At 73.2% G+C, this 16,052-nt stretch carries 19 protein-coding genes and 1 tRNA gene; 9 read left to right on the forward strand and 11 right to left on the reverse strand.

All coding sequences use genetic code 11. From position 1 onward, the window contains the following. Positions 1–2: 2 nt before the first annotated feature. Both QC282_RS20825 and QC282_RS20830 read right to left on the reverse strand, forming a co-directional pair. Entirely contained in the window at positions 3–1,079 is a 1,077-nt protein-coding gene (locus QC282_RS20825; RefSeq protein WP_279551027.1) for an ABC transporter permease, read from the reverse strand. Further along, entirely contained in the window at positions 1,079–2,098 is a 1,020-nt protein-coding gene (locus QC282_RS20830) for a sugar ABC transporter substrate-binding protein (RefSeq protein ID WP_279551028.1), read from the reverse strand. Before QC282_RS20830 ends, QC282_RS20825 begins: the two co-directional genes overlap by 1 nt. 279 nt (positions 2,099–2,377) lie before the next feature. Here QC282_RS20830 and iolC point away from each other — a divergent pair, with 279 nt between their 5' ends. The 5 genes from iolC to QC282_RS20855 are packed head-to-tail and all read left to right on the forward strand — an operon-like array spanning position 2,378 to position 7,882. Then, positions 2,378–3,334 (forward strand): 5-dehydro-2-deoxygluconokinase, encoded by a 957-nt coding sequence (gene iolC, locus QC282_RS20835; protein ID WP_279551029.1) that lies wholly within the window; start codon positions 2,378–2,380, stop codon positions 3,332–3,334. 27 nt (positions 3,335–3,361) lie between these two features. Next, a complete protein-coding gene (locus QC282_RS20840; protein WP_279551030.1) occupies positions 3,362–4,240 on the forward strand; it encodes a deoxyribose-phosphate aldolase in 879 nt (292 codons plus the stop codon). Positions 4,241–4,283: 43 nt separating this feature from the next. Beyond that, complete coding sequence (iolB, locus tag QC282_RS20845; RefSeq protein WP_279551031.1) at positions 4,284–5,183, forward strand: 5-deoxy-glucuronate isomerase; 900 nt, start codon at positions 4,284–4,286, stop codon at positions 5,181–5,183. Continuing rightward, positions 5,180–7,048 (forward strand): 3D-(3,5/4)-trihydroxycyclohexane-1,2-dione acylhydrolase (decyclizing), encoded by a 1,869-nt coding sequence (gene iolD / locus QC282_RS20850; RefSeq protein WP_279551032.1) that lies wholly within the window; start codon positions 5,180–5,182, stop codon positions 7,046–7,048. The genes iolB and iolD overlap by 4 nt, the downstream gene beginning before the upstream one ends. A gap of 48 nt (positions 7,049–7,096) precedes the next feature. Beyond that, the gene (locus QC282_RS20855) at positions 7,097–7,882 is read left to right on the forward strand and encodes a GntR family transcriptional regulator (RefSeq protein WP_279551033.1); all 786 of its coding nucleotides are present in this window, start codon (positions 7,097–7,099) and stop codon (positions 7,880–7,882) included. A 174-nt stretch (positions 7,883–8,056) separates the two neighbouring features. On the opposite strand, the gene QC282_RS20860 is transcribed toward QC282_RS20855, so the two are convergent. From QC282_RS20860 to QC282_RS20880, 5 genes are read right to left on the reverse strand one after another with little or no spacing between them, the layout of a single operon-like run. Continuing rightward, on the reverse strand, positions 8,057–8,911 hold the full coding sequence (locus QC282_RS20860) for an alpha/beta hydrolase (RefSeq protein WP_279551034.1): 855 nt from the start codon (positions 8,909–8,911) through the stop codon (positions 8,057–8,059). Next, positions 8,908–9,900 (reverse strand): amidohydrolase family protein, encoded by a 993-nt coding sequence (locus QC282_RS20865; protein WP_279551035.1) that lies wholly within the window; start codon positions 9,898–9,900, stop codon positions 8,908–8,910. Before QC282_RS20865 ends, QC282_RS20860 begins: the two co-directional genes overlap by 4 nt. Next, positions 9,881–10,111, reverse strand: a complete 231-nt coding sequence (locus QC282_RS20870) for a DUF1427 family protein (protein WP_279551036.1) — start codon at positions 10,109–10,111, stop codon at positions 9,881–9,883. The genes QC282_RS20865 and QC282_RS20870 overlap by 20 nt, the downstream gene beginning before the upstream one ends. Continuing rightward, positions 10,108–10,254 carry a DUF1427 family protein gene (locus QC282_RS20875; RefSeq protein ID WP_279551037.1) on the reverse strand — a complete coding sequence of 49 codons (147 nt, stop codon included), beginning with the start codon at positions 10,252–10,254 and terminating at the stop codon, positions 10,108–10,110. The genes QC282_RS20870 and QC282_RS20875 overlap by 4 nt, the downstream gene beginning before the upstream one ends. 5 nt (positions 10,255–10,259) lie before the next feature. Continuing rightward, positions 10,260–10,814, reverse strand: a complete 555-nt coding sequence (locus QC282_RS20880) for a quercetin 2,3-dioxygenase (protein WP_279551038.1) — start codon at positions 10,812–10,814, stop codon at positions 10,260–10,262. A gap of 163 nt (positions 10,815–10,977) precedes the next feature. Between QC282_RS20880 and QC282_RS20885 the strand changes: the two genes are divergently transcribed. Beyond that, on the forward strand, positions 10,978–11,442 hold the full coding sequence (locus tag QC282_RS20885; protein ID WP_279551039.1) for a MarR family winged helix-turn-helix transcriptional regulator: 465 nt from the start codon (positions 10,978–10,980) through the stop codon (positions 11,440–11,442). 213 nt (positions 11,443–11,655) lie between these two features. Here the strand turns inward: QC282_RS20885 and QC282_RS20890 are convergent, their stop codons facing one another. Then, complete coding sequence (locus QC282_RS20890; RefSeq protein ID WP_279551040.1) at positions 11,656–11,892, reverse strand: zinc-binding dehydrogenase; 237 nt, start codon at positions 11,890–11,892, stop codon at positions 11,656–11,658. A gap of 86 nt (positions 11,893–11,978) precedes the next feature. Between QC282_RS20890 and QC282_RS20895 the strand changes: the two genes are divergently transcribed. Then, positions 11,979–12,188: a hypothetical protein gene (locus tag QC282_RS20895; protein ID WP_279551041.1), complete on the forward strand. Its 210-nt coding sequence runs from the start codon at positions 11,979–11,981 to the stop codon at positions 12,186–12,188. A gap of 465 nt (positions 12,189–12,653) precedes the next feature. On the opposite strand, the gene QC282_RS20900 is transcribed toward QC282_RS20895, so the two are convergent. Then, on the reverse strand, positions 12,654–13,085 hold the full coding sequence (locus QC282_RS20900) for an ImmA/IrrE family metallo-endopeptidase (protein WP_279551042.1): 432 nt from the start codon (positions 13,083–13,085) through the stop codon (positions 12,654–12,656). Positions 13,086–13,527: 442 nt separating this feature from the next. Beyond that, positions 13,528–13,601 (reverse strand) — tRNA-Pro (locus QC282_RS20905). A 101-nt stretch (positions 13,602–13,702) separates the two neighbouring features. On the opposite strand from QC282_RS20905, the gene QC282_RS20910 reads away from it, so the two are divergent. Then, the gene (locus tag QC282_RS20910; RefSeq protein WP_279551043.1) at positions 13,703–14,230 is read left to right on the forward strand and encodes a DUF309 domain-containing protein; all 528 of its coding nucleotides are present in this window, start codon (positions 13,703–13,705) and stop codon (positions 14,228–14,230) included. Between the two features lie 162 nt (positions 14,231–14,392). Then, positions 14,393–15,166, forward strand: coding sequence for a precorrin-6A synthase (deacetylating) (gene cobF / locus QC282_RS20915; protein ID WP_279551044.1), 774 nt, complete (start codon positions 14,393–14,395; stop codon positions 15,164–15,166). Positions 15,167–15,258: 92 nt separating this feature from the next. On the opposite strand, the gene QC282_RS20920 is transcribed toward cobF, so the two are convergent. Continuing rightward, positions 15,259–16,002 carry a cobalt-precorrin-6A reductase gene (locus QC282_RS20920; protein WP_279551045.1) on the reverse strand — a complete coding sequence of 248 codons (744 nt, stop codon included), beginning with the start codon at positions 16,000–16,002 and terminating at the stop codon, positions 15,259–15,261. Positions 16,003–16,052: the final 50 nt, after the last annotated feature.

Consider the following 16,052-nt stretch of genomic DNA (forward strand, 5'->3'; position numbering starts at 1 on the left):
GTTCACCTCCGGGTCGCCGTGCGGCGGACCCACAGATTGACGAGCGTGGCGCCGAGCAGCATCACGCCGAGGAAGGCCTTGAACCAGTCGGGGTTCCAGCCGGCGTAGACGATGCCCTGGTTCACCATGCCGAACATGAAGGCGCCGAAGACCGGGCCGATCGCGGAGCCGTAGCCGCCGGTGAGCAGGCAGCCGCCGATCACCGCGGCGGCGATGTAGATGAGCTCCTGGCCGACGCCCTCGCCGGACTGCACGGTGTTGAAGGAGAACAGGTTGTGCATGCCGACGAACCAGGCGCCGAAGCCGACCGTCATGAACAGCGTGATCTTGGTGAAGTTCACGGGGACGCCGACCGCGCGGGCGCTGTCCTTGTTGCCGCCGACCGCGAAGATCCAGTTGCCGTACTTGGTGCGCCACAGCACCCAGGTGGCGATGGCCGCGAAGACCAGCCACCACACGACGGTGATCTTCACCTGGACGCCGCCGACGTCGAAGGAGGACGCGAAGATCGCCCTGGCCTGCTCGAAGCCGTCCATGTCGCTGATGTCGTCGGTGGCGACGTTGCCGGTGACGAGTTTGGTGATGGCGAGGTTGGCGCCCTGGAGGATCAGGAAGGTGCCCAGCGTGACCAGGAAGCTGGGCAGGCCCGTGCGCACCACCATCCAGCCGTTGAACGCGCCGATCGCGAGGGACAGGATCAGCGCGACGACGATGCCCGTCCAGACGTTCACGGTCAGCTGGTAGCTGAGCATGCTCGCGGTGAGCGCCGAGGTGATGACGGAGACGCCGGACGACAGGTCGAACTCGCCGCCGATCATCAGCAGGGCGACGGGCAGCGCCATGATGCCGATGGTGGACGACTGGTAGAGCACCGTCGCCATGGAGCTGCCCTGACGCACGGTCGGGGCGGCGATCAGGAAGAAGACCAGCACGGCGAGGGCGCCGAGGAAGACGCCGACCTCCGGCCGTGCCAGCAGCCGCAGGACCAGCGAGCGCTGCGAGGTGCGCCCGTCGGTCCGCTGGGGGCCGGGAGCCGGCGGTGTGCCCACCGCCGGCTCAGCCTGCTGGGCCATGCTCATCACCGGGTGCCCTTCGCGGCGAACTCGGCGATCGCCTCGACGTTGGACTTGTCGACGAAGGCGGGGCCGGTCAGCACCGGCTGCTCGCCGCCGCCGCTGTAGTTGCCGTTGTTCTTGTAGAGCCACAGGGAGTCGACGGCCAGGTAGCCCTGGAGGTAGGGCTGCTGGTCGACGGCGAACTCGATGCTGTCGTTCTGGATGGCCTTGGTGAGTTCCTTGTTGAGGTCGAAGGTGGCGACCTTGGCCTTGCTGCCGGCGTCGCCGATGGACTGCACGGCGGTCAGGGCGAACGGGGCGCCGAGCGTGACGACGTGGTCGACGGAGGTGTCCTGCTTGAGCTTGGCGGTGATGGTCGACTTCACGGACGGCATGTCGGTGCCGTTGACGTAGAGGTTCTCGACCGAGCCCTCGAAGGTCTTCTTCACTCCGTCGCAGCGCTGGGTGAGGCCGATGTTGCCCTGTTCCTGGATGACGCAGACGGCCTTCTTGGCGCCGACCTCGTTCAGCTTCTTGCCGAAGGCCTCGCCGGCGACGGACTCGTCCTGCCCGAAGAACTGCAGCAGGCCGAGCTTCTTCCAGTCGCTCACCCCGGAGTTGAGGCCGACGACGGGTATGCCGGCCTGCTCGGCCTTGGCGATGGCGCCCTTCATGGCGTCGGGCTTGGCGAGGGTGACGGCGATGCCGTCGACCTTCTGGTCGATGGCGTTCTGCACCAGGTTGGCCTGGTTGCCCGCGTTGGGGTCGTTGGAGTAGACGAGCTTGATGTTGTCCTTGGCCGCGGCGGCCTCGGCGCCCTTGCGGACGATGTCCCAGAAGGTGTCGCCGGCCGACTGGTGGGTGACGAGCGCGACCGTCATGCGGGGCGTGGTGGCCTTGCCGGCGGAGGCGTCGGCCGCTCCTTCCTCGGCCTTCTTTCCGCCGGAGCCGCTGGAGCAGCCGGCGAGGGTCAGTGCCGCCGCCGCGGCCAGGGCCAGGGCGGGGGCGAATCTGCGGGAGCGGGCGGGGGAAGAGCGGTCCATCTTTCCTGCACCTCACTGTGCGACGGGGGCGACGGCACAAGGGGCGGATCGCGGGGATCCGGGGCCCGCGGGCTCGAAAGTCCCGGGTCGTGTGCCGTTCGACACGGCTGTTGCGCTGGGACGCGATCCAAGTCCCTGACACGCCCGCTGTCAATACTTTGTTAAGACATCATTTCACAAGCAGGTCCGAATGTAAGTACAAACTATTGACAGCGAGGGCCGCCGGGACCTACACCTGAGAGGCGGCAGGCCCCCCGCCCAGTCCTAGGAGCATCGCGCATGGCCGAGTCAAGCCAGTCCTTCGACCTGATCACCATGGGCCGTATCGGGGTCGATCTCTACCCCCTGCAGACGGGCGTACCCCTGTCCAGGGTTGAGTCGTTCGGCAAATTCCTGGGCGGTTCCGCCACCAACGTGGCGGTCGCCGCCGCGCGTCTGGGCCGGACCGCCGCCGTGATCACCCGGACCGGCGACGACCCGTTCGGTGTCTATCTGCACGAGGCGCTCAAGGAGTTCGGCGTCGACGACCGCTGGGTCACCCCGGTCGCCGCGTACCCGACGCCCGTCACGTTCTGCGAGATCTTCCCGCCGGACGACTTCCCGCTGTACTTCTACCGCCGCCCCAAGGCCCCGGACCTGGAGATCCACCCGGACGAGCTCGACCTCGACGCGATCCGCGCGGCCCGCGTCTTCTGGATGACCGGCACCGGCCTGAGCGAGGAGCCCAGCCGCACCGCCACGCTCACCGCGCTCCGGGCCCGCGCCAAGGCGGGCATCACCGTGTTCGACCTGGACTGGCGGCCGATGTTCTGGTCCGACCCCGATGCGGCCCGCCCGCACTACGCCGAGGCGCTGCGGCACGCCACGGTCGCCGTCGGCAACCTCGACGAGTGCGAGATCGCCACCGGCGTCCGCGAGCCGCGCGCCTGCGCCGAGGCCCTGCTGGCGGCCGGCGTCGAGCTCGCCGTCGTCAAGCAGGGCCCGAAGGGTGTGCTGGCCGTGCACCGCGACGGCACCGAGGCCGAGGTGCCGCCGGTGCCCGTGGAGGTCGTCAACGGCCTGGGCGCGGGCGACGCGTTCGGCGGCTCGCTGTGCCACGGGCTGCTGTCCGGGTGGGACCTGGAGACGACGATGCGGCACGCCAACGCCGCCGGCGCGCTCGTCGCCTCCCGCCTCGCCTGCTCCTCCGCGATGCCGACGGAGTCCGAGGTCGCCGACCTCCTCGCCCGCGGCTGACCGAGCCACTCCCGAACGGAGCCTGTCTTGACCCTCAGCATTCCCGACCTCACGGCGGTCAGAGCCCGCCGCCCGGAGGCCGTCGCCGAGGCCGCCGCCCGCCGGGCGCGCCGGCCGCTGATCGGCGACAGCGGCCGGCTGATGATCGTCGCCGCGGACCATCCGGCGCGCGGCGCGCTCGGCGTCGGCGACCACAGGCTGGCCATGGCCAACCGGGCGGACCTGCTGGAACGGTTGTGCGTCGCGCTGTCCCGGCCCGGGGTCGACGGGGTGCTCGCCACCGCCGACGTCCTGGAGGACCTGCTGCTGCTCGGGGTGCTGGAGAACAAGGTCGTCATGGGCTCGATGAACCGCGGCGGCCTCGCGGGCGCCTCGTTCGAGATGGACGACCGGTTCACCGGGCACCGCGCCGAGGACATCGCCCGGCTCCGCTTCGACGCGGGCAAGCTGCTGCTGCGCATCGACTACGACGACCCCGGCTCCCTCACCACGATGGAGTCCACCGCCCGTGCCGTCGACGCGATGGCCGCGCTCCGGCTGCCGGTGTTCGTCGAGCCGTTCATCTCCCGCCGGGTCGACGGCCGGGTCCGCAACGACCTGTCCGCCGAGGCCGTCACGCGTTCCGTGGCCATCGCCTCGGGCCTGGGCGGCACCTCCGCGTACACGTGGCTGAAGCTGCCGGTGACGGACGACCCGGACGACATGGCCGAGGTGCTTCAGACGTCCACCCTGCCCGCGGTACTGCTGGGCGGTGAGGTCGGCGACGACCAGGAACGGACGTACGAGAAGTGGCGCAAGGCGCTGCGGCTGCCGACCGTGCAGGGCCTGGTCGTGGGCCGCTCCCTGCTGTACCCGGCCGAGGGCAGTGTCGAGACGGCGGTCGACACGGCCGTGAGCCTGCTGTGACGAACCGCCACGACGAGCCGTGAGGCAACCGAGGAGACTACCGATGACGAGCCCGTACCACCTCCCCGCCGGCAAGGCGCTCGGCGGCCCCTACGTCGTGGACGTCACGCCGGACACCGCGGGCTGGGGCTACAGCGCCCTGCGCGTCCTGGAACTGCCGCCCGGCGGCTCCCACACCTTCGACACCGGCGACAGCGAGTGGATCGTGCTGCCCCTCGGCGGCGCCTGCGTCGTGGCGGCGGCCGACGACTTCGGGCACGAGACCTTCGAACTGCACGGCCGCCCCGACGTGTTCAGCGCCGTGACCGACTTCGCCTACCTCCCCCGCGACTCCCGGGCGACGGTGACGTCCACGGGCGGCGGACGGTTCGCGCTCACCGGCGCGCGCTGCGAGCGGCGGCTGCCCGCCCGCTACGGACCGGCCTCGTCGGTGCCGGTGGAGCTGCGCGGCACCGGCAACTGCTCCCGCCAGGTCAACAACTTCGGCGCGGCCGGGGTCTTCGACTGCGACCGGCTGATCGCGGTCGAGGTGCTCACGCCGGGCGGCAACTGGTCGTCGTTCCCGCCGCACAAGCACGACGAGCACCGCCCCGGCGAGGAGTCGGTGCTGGAGGAGATCTACTACTTCGAGTTCGCCGCCCACGAGGGCACCCCCGGCCTCGGCTACCAGCGGGTCTCGCCGTCCGGGCCGGGCCGGGACACGGACGTGCTCGCCGAGGTCCGCGGCGGTGACGTCGTGCTCATCCCGGACGGCTGGCACGGGCCGTCCATGGCGGTTCCCGGCCACCACATGTACTACCTCAACGTCATGGCGGGCCCGGAGGCCGAGCGTGCCTGGCTGATCTGCGACCACCCCGACCACTCCTGGGTCCGCGACACCTGGCCCCGGCAGCCCGTCGACCCCCGTCTGCCCCTCTACTCCGCGCCCGAGAGGTCCCGATGAGCGCTCCCACCCGCAGACTGACCACCGCCCAGGCCCTCGTCCGGTTCCTCGCCGCCCAGTACACCGAGCGCGACGGCGTGCGCCGCCGGCTGATCGCCGGCACCTGGGGCGTCTTCGGCCACGGCAACGTCGCCGGGCTCGGCCAGGCGCTCGTCGAGTACGGCGACGTCATGCCGTACCACCAGGGCCGCAACGAACAGGCCATGGTGCACGCGGCCGTCGGGTACGCCCGCCAGCTGGACCGCCTGTCCACGCAGGCGGTGACGACGTCCATCGGGCCCGGCGCCACCAACCTGGTCACGGGTGCCGCCCTCGCCACGATCAACCGGCTGCCGGTCCTGCTGCTCCCCGGCGACTACTTCGCCTCGCACGCCGCCGACCCGCTGCTGCAGCAGCTGGAACACCCGGTGTCCGCCGACGTGTCCGTGAACGACACCCTGCGCCCGGTCTCCCGCTACTTCGACCGCGTCACCCGTCCCGAGGCCCTGATCGCCTCCGCGCTGAACGCGATGCGCGTCCTCGCCGACCCGGCGGAGACCGGCGCCGTCACCCTGGCGCTGCCGCAGGACGTGCAGGCGGAGGCCTTCGACTGGCCGGAGGAGTTCTTCGCCGACCGCGTCTGGCGGGTGCGCCGCCCCGCGCCGGACCCGGTGGAACTGGCCGAGGCGGTCCGCGCGATCCGGGCCGCCCGGCGCCCGCTGATCGTGGCGGGCGGCGGCGTTCACCACAGCGGGGCCGAGGACGCCCTGAAGGCACTGGTGGACGCCACCGGCATCCCCGTCGCGTCCACCCAGGCCGGCAAGGGCTCCCTGCGCCACGACCACCCGGCCGACGTCGGGGGCATCGGCCACACCGGCACGGCCGTCGCCGACGAACTCGCCCGCACCGCCGACCTGGTGATCGGCGTCGGCACCCGGTACAGCGACTTCACCACCGCGTCCGGCACCCTCTTCCGCGCCCCGGACGTGCGCTTCCTCAACGTCAACATCACCGCCTTCGACGCCCACAAGCTGGCCGCCCGCACCCTGGTCTGCGACGCGCGCACCGGCCTCACCGCCCTCACCGGGGCCCTGCACGGGCACCGCGTCGCCGGCGCGTACGAGGCCGAGTACGCGGCGGGCAAGGAGCGCTGGGACCGGATCGTCGAGGCCGCCTACCGCGGTGACGACGACGCCGTGCCCACGCAGACGCAGGTGCTGGGCGCGCTCGACGCGGTCGTCGGCGACGCGGACGTGGTGATCAACGCGGCCGGTTCGCTCCCCGGCGACCTGCACAAACTGTGGCGGGCGAGGTCCGCGCGCCAGTACCACCTGGAGTACGGCTACTCCTGCATGGGCTACGAGATCCCCGCCGCGATCGGCGTGCAGCAGGCCGCCCCGGACACCGTCGTGTGGTCCCTGGTCGGCGACGGCACGTATCTGATGATGCCGACGGAGATCGTGACGGCCGTGCAGGAGGGCCTGCCGGTCAACGTCGTCCTGATCCAGAACCACGGCTACGCCTCCATCGGCGGCCTGTCGGAGTCGGTGGGCGCCGAGCGGTTCGGCACCGCCTACCGGCACCGGGCCGCCGACGGCACCTTCACCGGCGCCCCGCTGCCGGTGGACCTCGCGGCCAACGCGGCCAGCCTCGGCATGGACGTGCTGCGCGCCAAGACCGTCCGCGAGCTGCGCGAGGCGCTGGCACAGGCGCGGGCCTCGGACCGGCCGACGTGCGTGTACGTGGAGACCGACCCGGCGCCGACCGCTCCCCCGGCCGAGGCCTGGTGGGACGTACCGGTCGCCGAGACCGCCACCCGCGAGGCCGCGCGCGCCGCACGCGAGGACTACGACCGGCAGGTCGCCGCACGCCGCCGCCACCTGTGAACCGCACGACTCCGGCATTCCGCAGAGCCCCGAGAGTGAGGTACCTCCATGGCGAGGACCGGTGACCCCGCACGCGCCGTGACCGCCCCCGCGCTCGACCGCCTGGACTTCGCCCTGGACCGCACCAGTCCGGTGCCGCTGTACTACCAGCTCGCGCGGCAGCTGGAGGCGGCCATCGAGCACGGGGTGCTCGCCCCGGGAAACCTCCTGGGCAACGAGATCGACCTCTCCGTCCGCCTCGGCCTGTCCCGGCCCACGGTCCGCCAGGCCATCCAGTCCCTCGTGGACAAGGGCCTGCTGGTGCGGCGGCGCGGGGTCGGCACCCAGGTCGTGCACAGCCAGGTCAAGCGCCCGCTGGAACTCAGCAGCCTGTACGACGACCTGGAGGCGGCCGGGCAGGGGCCGTACACGCGGGTGGTGCGCAACGAGACCGTGCCCGCCTCCGCCGAGGTGGCGGCCGCGCTCGGCATCTCGGAGGGCGCGGAGGTCACGGCGCTGGAACGGCTGCGCGGCACCCACGGCCAGCCGGTCGCCGTCCTGTGCAACTACCTCCCGGCGGGACTGCTGGACCTCGGCACCGACCGCCTGGAGTCGACGGGCCTGTACCGGATGATGCGCTCCGCGGGCATCGTCCTGCACAGCGCCCGCCAGAGCGTCGGCGCCCGCACGGCCACCGCCGAGGAGGCCGCCCGCCTCGACGAACAGGAGGGCGCGGCGCTGCTCACCATGCAGCGCACGGCGTACGACGACACCGGCCGCCCGGTCGAGTTCGGCACGCACATCTACCGCGCGTCCCGGTACGCGTTCGACTTCCAGCTGCTGGTACGCCCCTGATCCCGGGGCCGGATGCCCCGCCGGCCGCGCCCGCGCGGGCCGCCTCGGCCACGGCCACTCGGCCGGTGCGGTGCGGCCCGGCGGGCGGGGCGTCGATGCCGGGCGGTCGTCGGCGGCGCCGCGGGGACGTGAGCCGGTCACGGCTCCGTCCACCGCGCGGCCGCCCGCCCGGCGTCAGCCGCAGTGGGCGCGCGCGAACTCCAGCGTCGCGGTGAAGCACTCCCCCACCGTGTCGTCGGCCGCGCCGACCCACAGGTGGTCCGCGCCCGGCACCGACCGGAACGTCACCTCGGTGCCCGCCGCCCGCAGCGCCGCCGCGAGCGCCTCGCCCTGCGCGTGCGGAACGACCGAGTCGTCGGCGCCGTGCAGGATCAGGAAGGGCGGGGCGTCCGGCGTCACCCGGGCCACCGGGCTTGCGGCGCGGGCGAGTGCGGGTGTGGCGTCGGCGCCGAGGAGCAGCGCCTCGGGGCTGCCCGGCGGGGCCGCGGTGAGGTCGGCCGGGGCGTACCAGACGACGCAGCCGCGTACGGCCGTGCCGGGTTCCAGGGCGAGCAGCGCGGCGAGGTGCCCGCCCGCCGACTCGCCCCAGGTGACGATCCGCCCGGCGTCCAGGCCGAGTTCGGCGGCGCGCAGGCGCAGCCAGCCCACCATGCCGGTCAGGTCGTCGAGTTGGGCCGGGAACGCCGCCTCGCCGCTGAGCCGGTAGTCGGGGCAGGCCACGGCGAACCCGGCGCGGGCCAGCCGTGCGAAGGGCCCGGGGCGCCAGGCGCGCAAGCCGGGGCCCGGGTCGTCGCGCAGACCGGTCAGCCAGGCGCCGCCGTGCACGAACACGACGACGGGCAGGGGGCGGTCGGCCGGTTCGTCGGGCAGCCACAGGTCGAGTTCCAGGGGCCGGCTGCCGTCGCGGACGGCGTACGGGACGGCCCGCAGCAGCCGTACGCCCTCGGCGGGCCGGGCCTCGGGCGGCAGGGGCAGCGTCGCCGGGTCGGGCGGCGCGAGGGCGGCGGCGAGTGCGGCAGGCAGGGTCACGGTCGCTCCTCGGGCCGGGCGAGGCGGGGCAGCAGGCGGCGGGCGTTGGACGTGGTCAGGGACTGCCAGGTCTCTCCCGGCACGGGCACGTCGGCGGCGTTGACGGCCGCGATGTGCGCGTCGACGCCGTGCGCGGGCGTCCAGCAGTAGTCGCTGCCGTACAGCAGCCGGTCGGGCTCGACCAGGCCGAGCAGCGCGGGGATCTGGCGCGGGAAGGCGGGCCCGGCCATGTCGTAGTACAGGCCGCGCAGTTGCTCGACGGCGTCGGGGGCGGTGCCCTCCCCGGGTGGCAGGAACAGCCGCATGAAGCCGTTGATGCGGTCGGCGAGCACGGGCAGGGCGCCACCGCAGTGCGGGACGATCACCCGCAGGCCGGGGTGACGTTCCAGCGTGCCGGCCATCAGCAGGTCGGTGACCGTGCGGGCCGTGTCGAAGACGAACTCGACCATCGGGCGCGGCCGACCGAGCGCCGACCGCTCCCAGCACACGGGCGAGGTGGGGTGCAGGAAGACCACCGCGCCGCGGCGGCCGAGCTCGGCGAAGACCGGCTCCAGGCGCTCGTCGCCGAGGTAGACGCCGTGCGTGTTGGTCTCCAGCACCACTCCGTGCGCGCCGAGCTCGTCGAGGGCGTACGCCAGTTCCGTGAGCGCGCCGGGCACGTCCGGCAGCGGCAGCGAGGCGAAGAAGCCGAACCTGCCGGGGTGTTCGCGGACGACGCGGGCGGCGTCCTCGTTCACCTCGCGGGCCAGCCGGCGGGCCGCGGCGTCGTCGCCGAAGTGCACGCCGGGCGACGACACGGACAGCACGGAGGTGCGGATGCCGTTGCGGTCCATGAGCTCCAGGTGCGCCTCGGCGGACCAGCCGGGCCAGTGGGGCACGCCGTCGGGCCGCTCGTGCCCGGCCGCCCTCGCCTGCCGGAGGTAGGAGTCGGTCACGAAGTGCGCGTGGACGTCGACGAAGCCGGGCGCCTCAGGAGTCGGGGAGGTCACGGGAGGGGTCCTTTCCGGAGGTTCTCGCGGCGGCGAGCCGGTCGCGGCCCCGGGTGCCGACGCGTTCGCCGATCACGATGCCGAGCAGACCGGCCAGACCGACCAGGGGCGGCGCGGGAGAGGGGACGTCGAGCGTCCAGTAGAGGACGCCCATGAGGAGCCCGGCCGCGAAGGAGACGGCGGCGGCGCGGGCGGGGTCCGGGAACCTCACAGCGCCTCCGGGGCGGCCTGGCCCAGCAGCATGCCGAGCAGCCCGAACAGGGCGACGGGCGGCGGCGCGGGCGACCTCACCCTGAGGGCCGCGTACAGCAGCCCGGCCAGCACACCGGCGAGCAGTGCCCGCGTGTACGCCATGACGCTCAGCTCCCCGTGCGCCACTGGTGGTCGGGCAGGAAGGTCACGTCGTAGCGCTGCGGCACGGTGGCGAACTTCTCCGGTTCGGGCACGAACGGGCGCTCGGGCAGGCCGAGTTCGTCCGTCGCGGTGCCGAGGGACTCGAAGAACCGCTCGAAGGTGCCGCCGGGGCCGGCGGCGACGCCGACGATCTGGCTGTGGTGCCGCTCGATGCGGTAGGCGTGCGGGCAGTTCTTCGGTACGAAGCCGAAGTCGCCGGCCGTGAGCACCTTCTCCTGCTGCTCGCCCTCCGGGTCCTCCACGAACAGCCGGACGGCTCCCTGCGTGACGTAGAAGACCTCGTAGGTGTCGGCGTGCAGGTGGGCCGGGATGATGTCGCCCTTGGGGCCTTCGCAGGTGAAGAAGTTGAAGGTGTTCTCGGTCTGCGGGCCGCCCGCGTACACGGTGATGAGGTCGCCGAACAGGTGGGCGCGGTCGCCCATCCCCTTCTCGATGACGTACGGCCTGCCCGGCTCGGCGGGGATCAGGGAGTGGCGGCGGCCGGCGAATTCGATGGTCAAGGGGAGCCTCCGGCGGGGTGGGCTGTCGGGATGCGGTGCACCGTTCGACCGTCAGGCAGACTGACGGCCGAAGCGATCGTCAGGTTACCTGACATCATGGGTTTGGCAAGGCCGTGCGGGATTCGTCCCCACGTATGCTCGGGGCCCGAGGAACCGAGGAGTCATGGCCGAAACCGCACAGAACCTGCCCCTGCTGCTGGCCGGCGCCAAGCGCTGGTTCGACGACGCGCTCATCGCGAGCATGCGCGCCGCCGGCGAGCAGCCGCTGACCAGCGCGCAGGGCCAGGTCTTCGCCAGCCTGGACGCGGACGGCACCACGGTCTCGGAGATCGCGCGGCGCATCGGCGTCACCCGGCAGACGGCCCACCAGGCCGTGCACGGGCTGCTGGCCCTCGGCCTGCTGGAACAGGTCCCGGACCCGTCCTCGGCGCGCAGCCGCCTGATCCGTGTGACCGCGGAGGGGGCCAGGGTGCACCGGCGCGCCCAGGCGACACTGACCGTCCTGGAGGGCGTCCTCGCCGAGCGCATCGGGAAGGAGTCCGCCGCCGCGCTGCGCGAAGCGCTGACGGTGCCGCGCGGGGAACCGCCGGTGGTGGAGGCACCCCAGGGGCCCGGGCCGTCTCCGTGAAGCGGCGCCGTCCCCCGCACGGCCGGTCGCCGGGTCGCGGGTGGGGCGGCGCTGGCAGGGTGCGGGGAGGCGGGAATCGGTGCTCCCGCGTCTGAATCGGTGCTCCCGCGTCTTCCGCGCACCGTGACCGGAACGCCGCCCGACGGGCCCGCGCGCACGTGAGTCCCGCCGGCTCGGCCACCGGCAGGACTCACGTGCGGGACGTCGGCGGGGTCACCCGCCCGGGACGAGCAGGATCTTGCCCCGGGTACCGCCCTTCTCCAGCAGCGCGTGGGCCCTCGGCCCCTCCTCGAACGGCAGGACGTGGGCGATCCGCAGGGTCACGCGTCCCGCCTCGACGTGGCGTGCCAGCGCGTCGAGCTGCGGGGTCCGCTTGATGCAGTGCAGGAACCGACGCGGACGCCTTCGCCGCCGACAGCGCCCTGCTCGTCTTCTGCTACCACTCCTCACTCGCCCTGCCCGCGCTCAACCCGTTCGCCGCGGAGGGGGTCGCCGACGGGTACCGGTGGCTGTTCAGCAACGCCGGCTGGGCCGGTGTGAGCTTCTTCTTCATCGAGTCCGCGGTGCGCTGCCGCGGCGACCACGGCGCCGAACGAGAAGCCGACGATGCCGAACGGCTCGTCGGTCACCGCGCGGGCGGGGCCGACGACCTGCTCGACCAGCTCGTCCAGGTCGAGGTCGTCGGCGTGCAGGGGGTACGGCCGCTGCCCGAGAAGTCGGGGGTGATGACGGTGTGGCGCCGGTGAAGTGGTCACGGACGTGGCCCCAGTGGACTCGCCGTCCGCGGCCGTGCCGTGCACGAACAGCAACCCGGGGCCGCTCCCCACCAGGAGGGACGTGGGTGCGCAGGTGAGAGGGCATCAGAGCCGTCATGCCCACCATGGCCGCCAGGCAGACGAGACAGGCGTTCACCTCCCAGGGCCAGGGCGGTGCCCAGCGGGTGAGCGGCCTCTCGCGCAGGAAGCCGACCATCAGGCACAGGCCGACCAGCACCGACACGTTGTAGGTGACCTTGCCGCAGCCCTCGAACGTCACGCGGTCGAAGAGGCGGAGGACGGGCGGCTGGGCGAGCACGTTGCCCAGTCCCATCAGGAGCAGCGCGAAGAACAGGTGCACCCTCATGGCATCGCGGAACCGCCGCCGGACCAGAGCCGGTATCGTCCACGCCGCACCGCCGAGGAGCGTGACGATGGCGACGAGGTTGAGCCCGCTCACGCCGGTTCGGCGGTGAGCACGAGACTGTTGTACACCGAGGGCTTCCAGGGCTCGTCGAGCCCGTAGCGCCATGCTCGCCGGCTCATCGACAGGGCCTGGTGCATGATGGCCGACGCGATGATCTCGGCGTCGCGTTCGTCGCGGTCGGAGTAGGCGGTCCGCGACTGCGTGTCGGCCGGCCGCCGGCCGTCGAGGTCGAAGGCGATGATGTGGCCGACCTCGTGCAGGATGATGTGCGCCTGATGCGCCTTGGTGGTCTTGGCCTGGTAGGCGATGACGTCCTCGTGCTCGCGGGAGATCAGCACGCCGAACGGCCCGTGGGCCGGCAGGTCCCACTCGACGAGGGCGATGGGTCTGCCGCGCGACTTTCCGAGCAGATCGCACAGGGCCGTCACGCTCAACGGCAGTTCGGGAGACAGCCGGCGCATCAGGTGGCGGCTGTGGGCCCGTAACCGGGCGTCACGTATGCGGTTTTCCCGGGCCCTTGAACGCCTCGCGACAAGCCCCCTGATGCCGAACAAGTGAGTCCCCCTCGTTGCGTGCTGACACAAGGCACGGACGACAGCGAAGCACCGTTTTTGTGCCGCCCCCCTCGGCGAATGTACGACATTCGCCATCCGTGCGTAGGGCAACGAGATCAACTTCACTGGGCCGTAACACGACGTTGTCCCACGCGTCGGGCCCGGCGGCGCGAACCGGTCGCAGTCGCCGGCCGCTGCCGGGGCGGAGGGGGGTGCTCGCGCGGTGGCGAGCACCCGAGCCGGCGGGAGTTCCGCTGCCGGTTTGGGGGGACGCCCGGCGGTCCTCGGAACGACCGAGGGCCGGATTCGGATGCCTCCGAATCCGGCCCTGGCCTGCGACTGTCTCCAGTCGGGACGACAGGATTTGAACCTGCGACCCCTTGACCCCCAGTCAAGTGCGCTACCAAGCTGCGCCACGTCCCGGTGCGCGTTGTCCCGCGGAGAACCGCGTGATCGCGCGGACAGCACTTTACCCCACCCGGCGGGCTGCGCCGAAAGCGGCCGGTGCGCGGCACAATCGGCGTATGGGCAGCAGTGGTATGGGCAGCACGGGACCGGACCGGACGAACGACGCGCGTGACCGCGACAGTGCGGGCCGGGCGCGCAACGCGCGGCCCCGGGACGGGCTCGGGCGGCCCCTGCCGTACGGCGCGGACGGCGTGCCGCGGCAGCCCGAGGGCGTCGTGCGGACCCCGCCGGAGACCGTCGCGGAGGCGCAGCGGCTGCTGGACGAGGGCAAGCCGTTCCACGCGCACGAGGTCTTCGAGGACGCCTGGAAGTCGGGCCCGGAGGAGGAACGTGACCTGTGGCGGGGTCTCGCCCAGCTCGCCGTGGGGCTCACGCACTCCGCCCGGGGCAACGTCACGGGCGGCGCCCGGCTGCTGCGGCGCGGGGCGGGCGCCGTGGTGGAGTGGACGGCGGCGCAGGGGCAGCCGCGGCCCCACGGGATGGATCTTCCCGGCGTCGTGGCCTGGGCGCGCGGGCTGGCCGAGGCGGTGGAGCGGGGCGACGGACCGGTCGACGCGTCTCGCAGCGCGCCCCGGCTGACGTGACCGGGCGGCCACCGGCCCGGCGCACCGGCCGGGCCGGTGGCGGGCGCACGGGCAGTGTCACCGGGCCGGGCGGCGTCACCGGGCCCGGTGCTCCGGCCCTGGCGCGGTGGCGGGCGCACGGGCGGTGTCGGGGCGCCGGTCCCCGTGCGGCAGACTCGGGGCGTGCGAAAGATTCATGTCATCGGTATCGGCGCGGGCGACCCCGACCAGCTCACCCTCCAGGCGGTCCGGGCGCTGCGGAGCACGGACGTGTTCTTCGTCCTGGACAAGGGCGAGGTGAAGGCGGACCTCACACGGTTGCGCCGGGACATGCTCGACACGCACGTGCCGGAGGGGACGTACCGGGTGGTCGAGGCGCGCGACCCGGAGCGGGACCGCCGTGCGGGCGGCGCCGCCTACTCCCCCGCCGTCGGTGACTGGCGCAGCGCCCGCGCCGACATCTACGAGCGGATGATCGCCGGTGAGCTCGGCGAGGACGAGAGCGGCGCGTTCCTGGTGTGGGGCGACCCGTCGCTGTACGACAGCACCATCGGGATCCTGGGGGAGGTCCTCGCGCGCGGCGCGGTGTCCTTCACGTACGACGTCGTGCCGGGCATCAGCAGCGTGTCGGCGCTGGTCGCCCGGCACCGGACCGGGCTGAACCGGGTCGCCCGGCCGGTGCAGATCACCACGGGCCGTCGGCTCGCCGAGGGCTTCCCGGAGGGCGTGGACGACGTGGTCGTGATGCTCGACGCGCACCAGGCGTTCCGGCGGTACGCCGACCAGGACATGGACATCTACTGGGGCGCCTACATCGGGACCCCGGACGAGATCCTCGTCTCCGGCCCCATCGCCGAGGCCGCGCCCCGGATCGAGCGGGTGCGCGCCGAGGCCCGCGAGCGCAAGGGCTGGATCATGGACACGTACCTGCTGCGCCGACGGCCGAAGGACGCCTAGGCCATGTCCGCGAAGTGGCGCCTGCCCGAGGGCGCCGCTTCGACCGGCGCCCGGCGGGAGGGGTCGAGGACCTGACCGGCTCGGCGCGGCGGTCAACTGGCGTCGAGACCGAGGAAGTCCAGGACGCCCGGCACGTCCGGGACCGCCCGGGTGCCCTCCGGCAGGGCGGGGCGGCGTACGACGACCACCGGCAGGCGCAGGTCGCGGGCGGCGGCGAGCTTCGGTGCCGTCGCCGTTCCCCCGCTGTCCTTGGTGACCAGGACGTCGATGGCGTGCTCGCGCAGCAGGGCGTGTTCGTCGGCGAGCGTGAACGGGCCTCGTGACAGCACGGTGTGCGTGTGCGGGGGCATCGGCGGGCCGGGGGGTTCCACGGAGCGTACGACGAAGTGGAGTCGGGTCAGGTGCGCGAAGGCGGACAGGCCCAGGCGGCCCGTCGTGAGGAACACCCTGCGGCCGAGGTCCGGCAGCAGGGCGGCGGCCGCCGCCAGGGACGCGACCGGGTGCCAGCGGTCGCCGGGGCCGGGCCGCCAGCCGGGGCGGCGCAGGACCACCGCGGGGACCCCGGTCGTCGCGGCGGCCCGCGCGGCGTTCGCCGTGATGCCTTCCGCGAACGGGTGTGTCGCGTCGACCAGGGCGTCCACCCGCCCGGCGCGCAGCCAGTCGGCCAGACCCTCCGTGCCGCCGAAGCCGCCGATCCGCACGTCTCCGTCGAGCGCGCCCGGCCGGGCGACGCGGCCCGCGAGGGAGGTCGTGACGCGGACTCCGCGAGCCGTCAGCGCGGCGGCCAGTTCGCGGGCCTCGGTGGTGCCGCCGAGGATCAGCACGTGCGGGGACATGGCGACGAGCGTACGAGGTGACCGGGCAGGGGCAGGGGCAGGGGCAGGGG

The organism is Streptomyces sp. DH24 (genome assembly GCF_029813775.1).
Classification (GTDB): domain Bacteria; phylum Actinomycetota; class Actinomycetes; order Streptomycetales; family Streptomycetaceae; genus Streptomyces.

Bases quoted from the DNA above. Each gene is read 5' to 3' on its own strand.
- QC282_RS20825 (WP_279551027.1), bottom strand. From the start codon at position 1,079: ATGAGCATGGCCCAGCAGGCTGAGCCGGCGGTGGGCACACCGCCGGCT.
- QC282_RS20830 (WP_279551028.1), bottom strand. From the start codon at position 2,098: ATGGACCGCTCTTCCCCCGCCCGCTCCCGCAGATTCGCCCCCGCCCTG.
- iolC (WP_279551029.1), top strand. From the start codon at position 2,378: ATGGCCGAGTCAAGCCAGTCCTTCGACCTGATCACCATGGGCCGTATC.
- iolB (WP_279551031.1), top strand. From the start codon at position 4,284: ATGACGAGCCCGTACCACCTCCCCGCCGGCAAGGCGCTCGGCGGCCCC.
- iolD (WP_279551032.1), top strand. From the start codon at position 5,180: ATGAGCGCTCCCACCCGCAGACTGACCACCGCCCAGGCCCTCGTCCGG.
- QC282_RS20855 (WP_279551033.1), top strand. From the start codon at position 7,097: ATGGCGAGGACCGGTGACCCCGCACGCGCCGTGACCGCCCCCGCGCTC.
- QC282_RS20875 (WP_279551037.1), bottom strand. From the start codon at position 10,254: ATGGCGTACACGCGGGCACTGCTCGCCGGTGTGCTGGCCGGGCTGCTG.
- QC282_RS20885 (WP_279551039.1), top strand. From the start codon at position 10,978: ATGGCCGAAACCGCACAGAACCTGCCCCTGCTGCTGGCCGGCGCCAAG.
- QC282_RS20900 (WP_279551042.1), bottom strand. From the start codon at position 13,085: ATGCGCCGGCTGTCTCCCGAACTGCCGTTGAGCGTGACGGCCCTGTGC.
- QC282_RS20910 (WP_279551043.1), top strand. From the start codon at position 13,703: ATGGGCAGCAGTGGTATGGGCAGCACGGGACCGGACCGGACGAACGAC.
- QC282_RS20920 (WP_279551045.1), bottom strand. From the start codon at position 16,002: ATGTCCCCGCACGTGCTGATCCTCGGCGGCACCACCGAGGCCCGCGAA.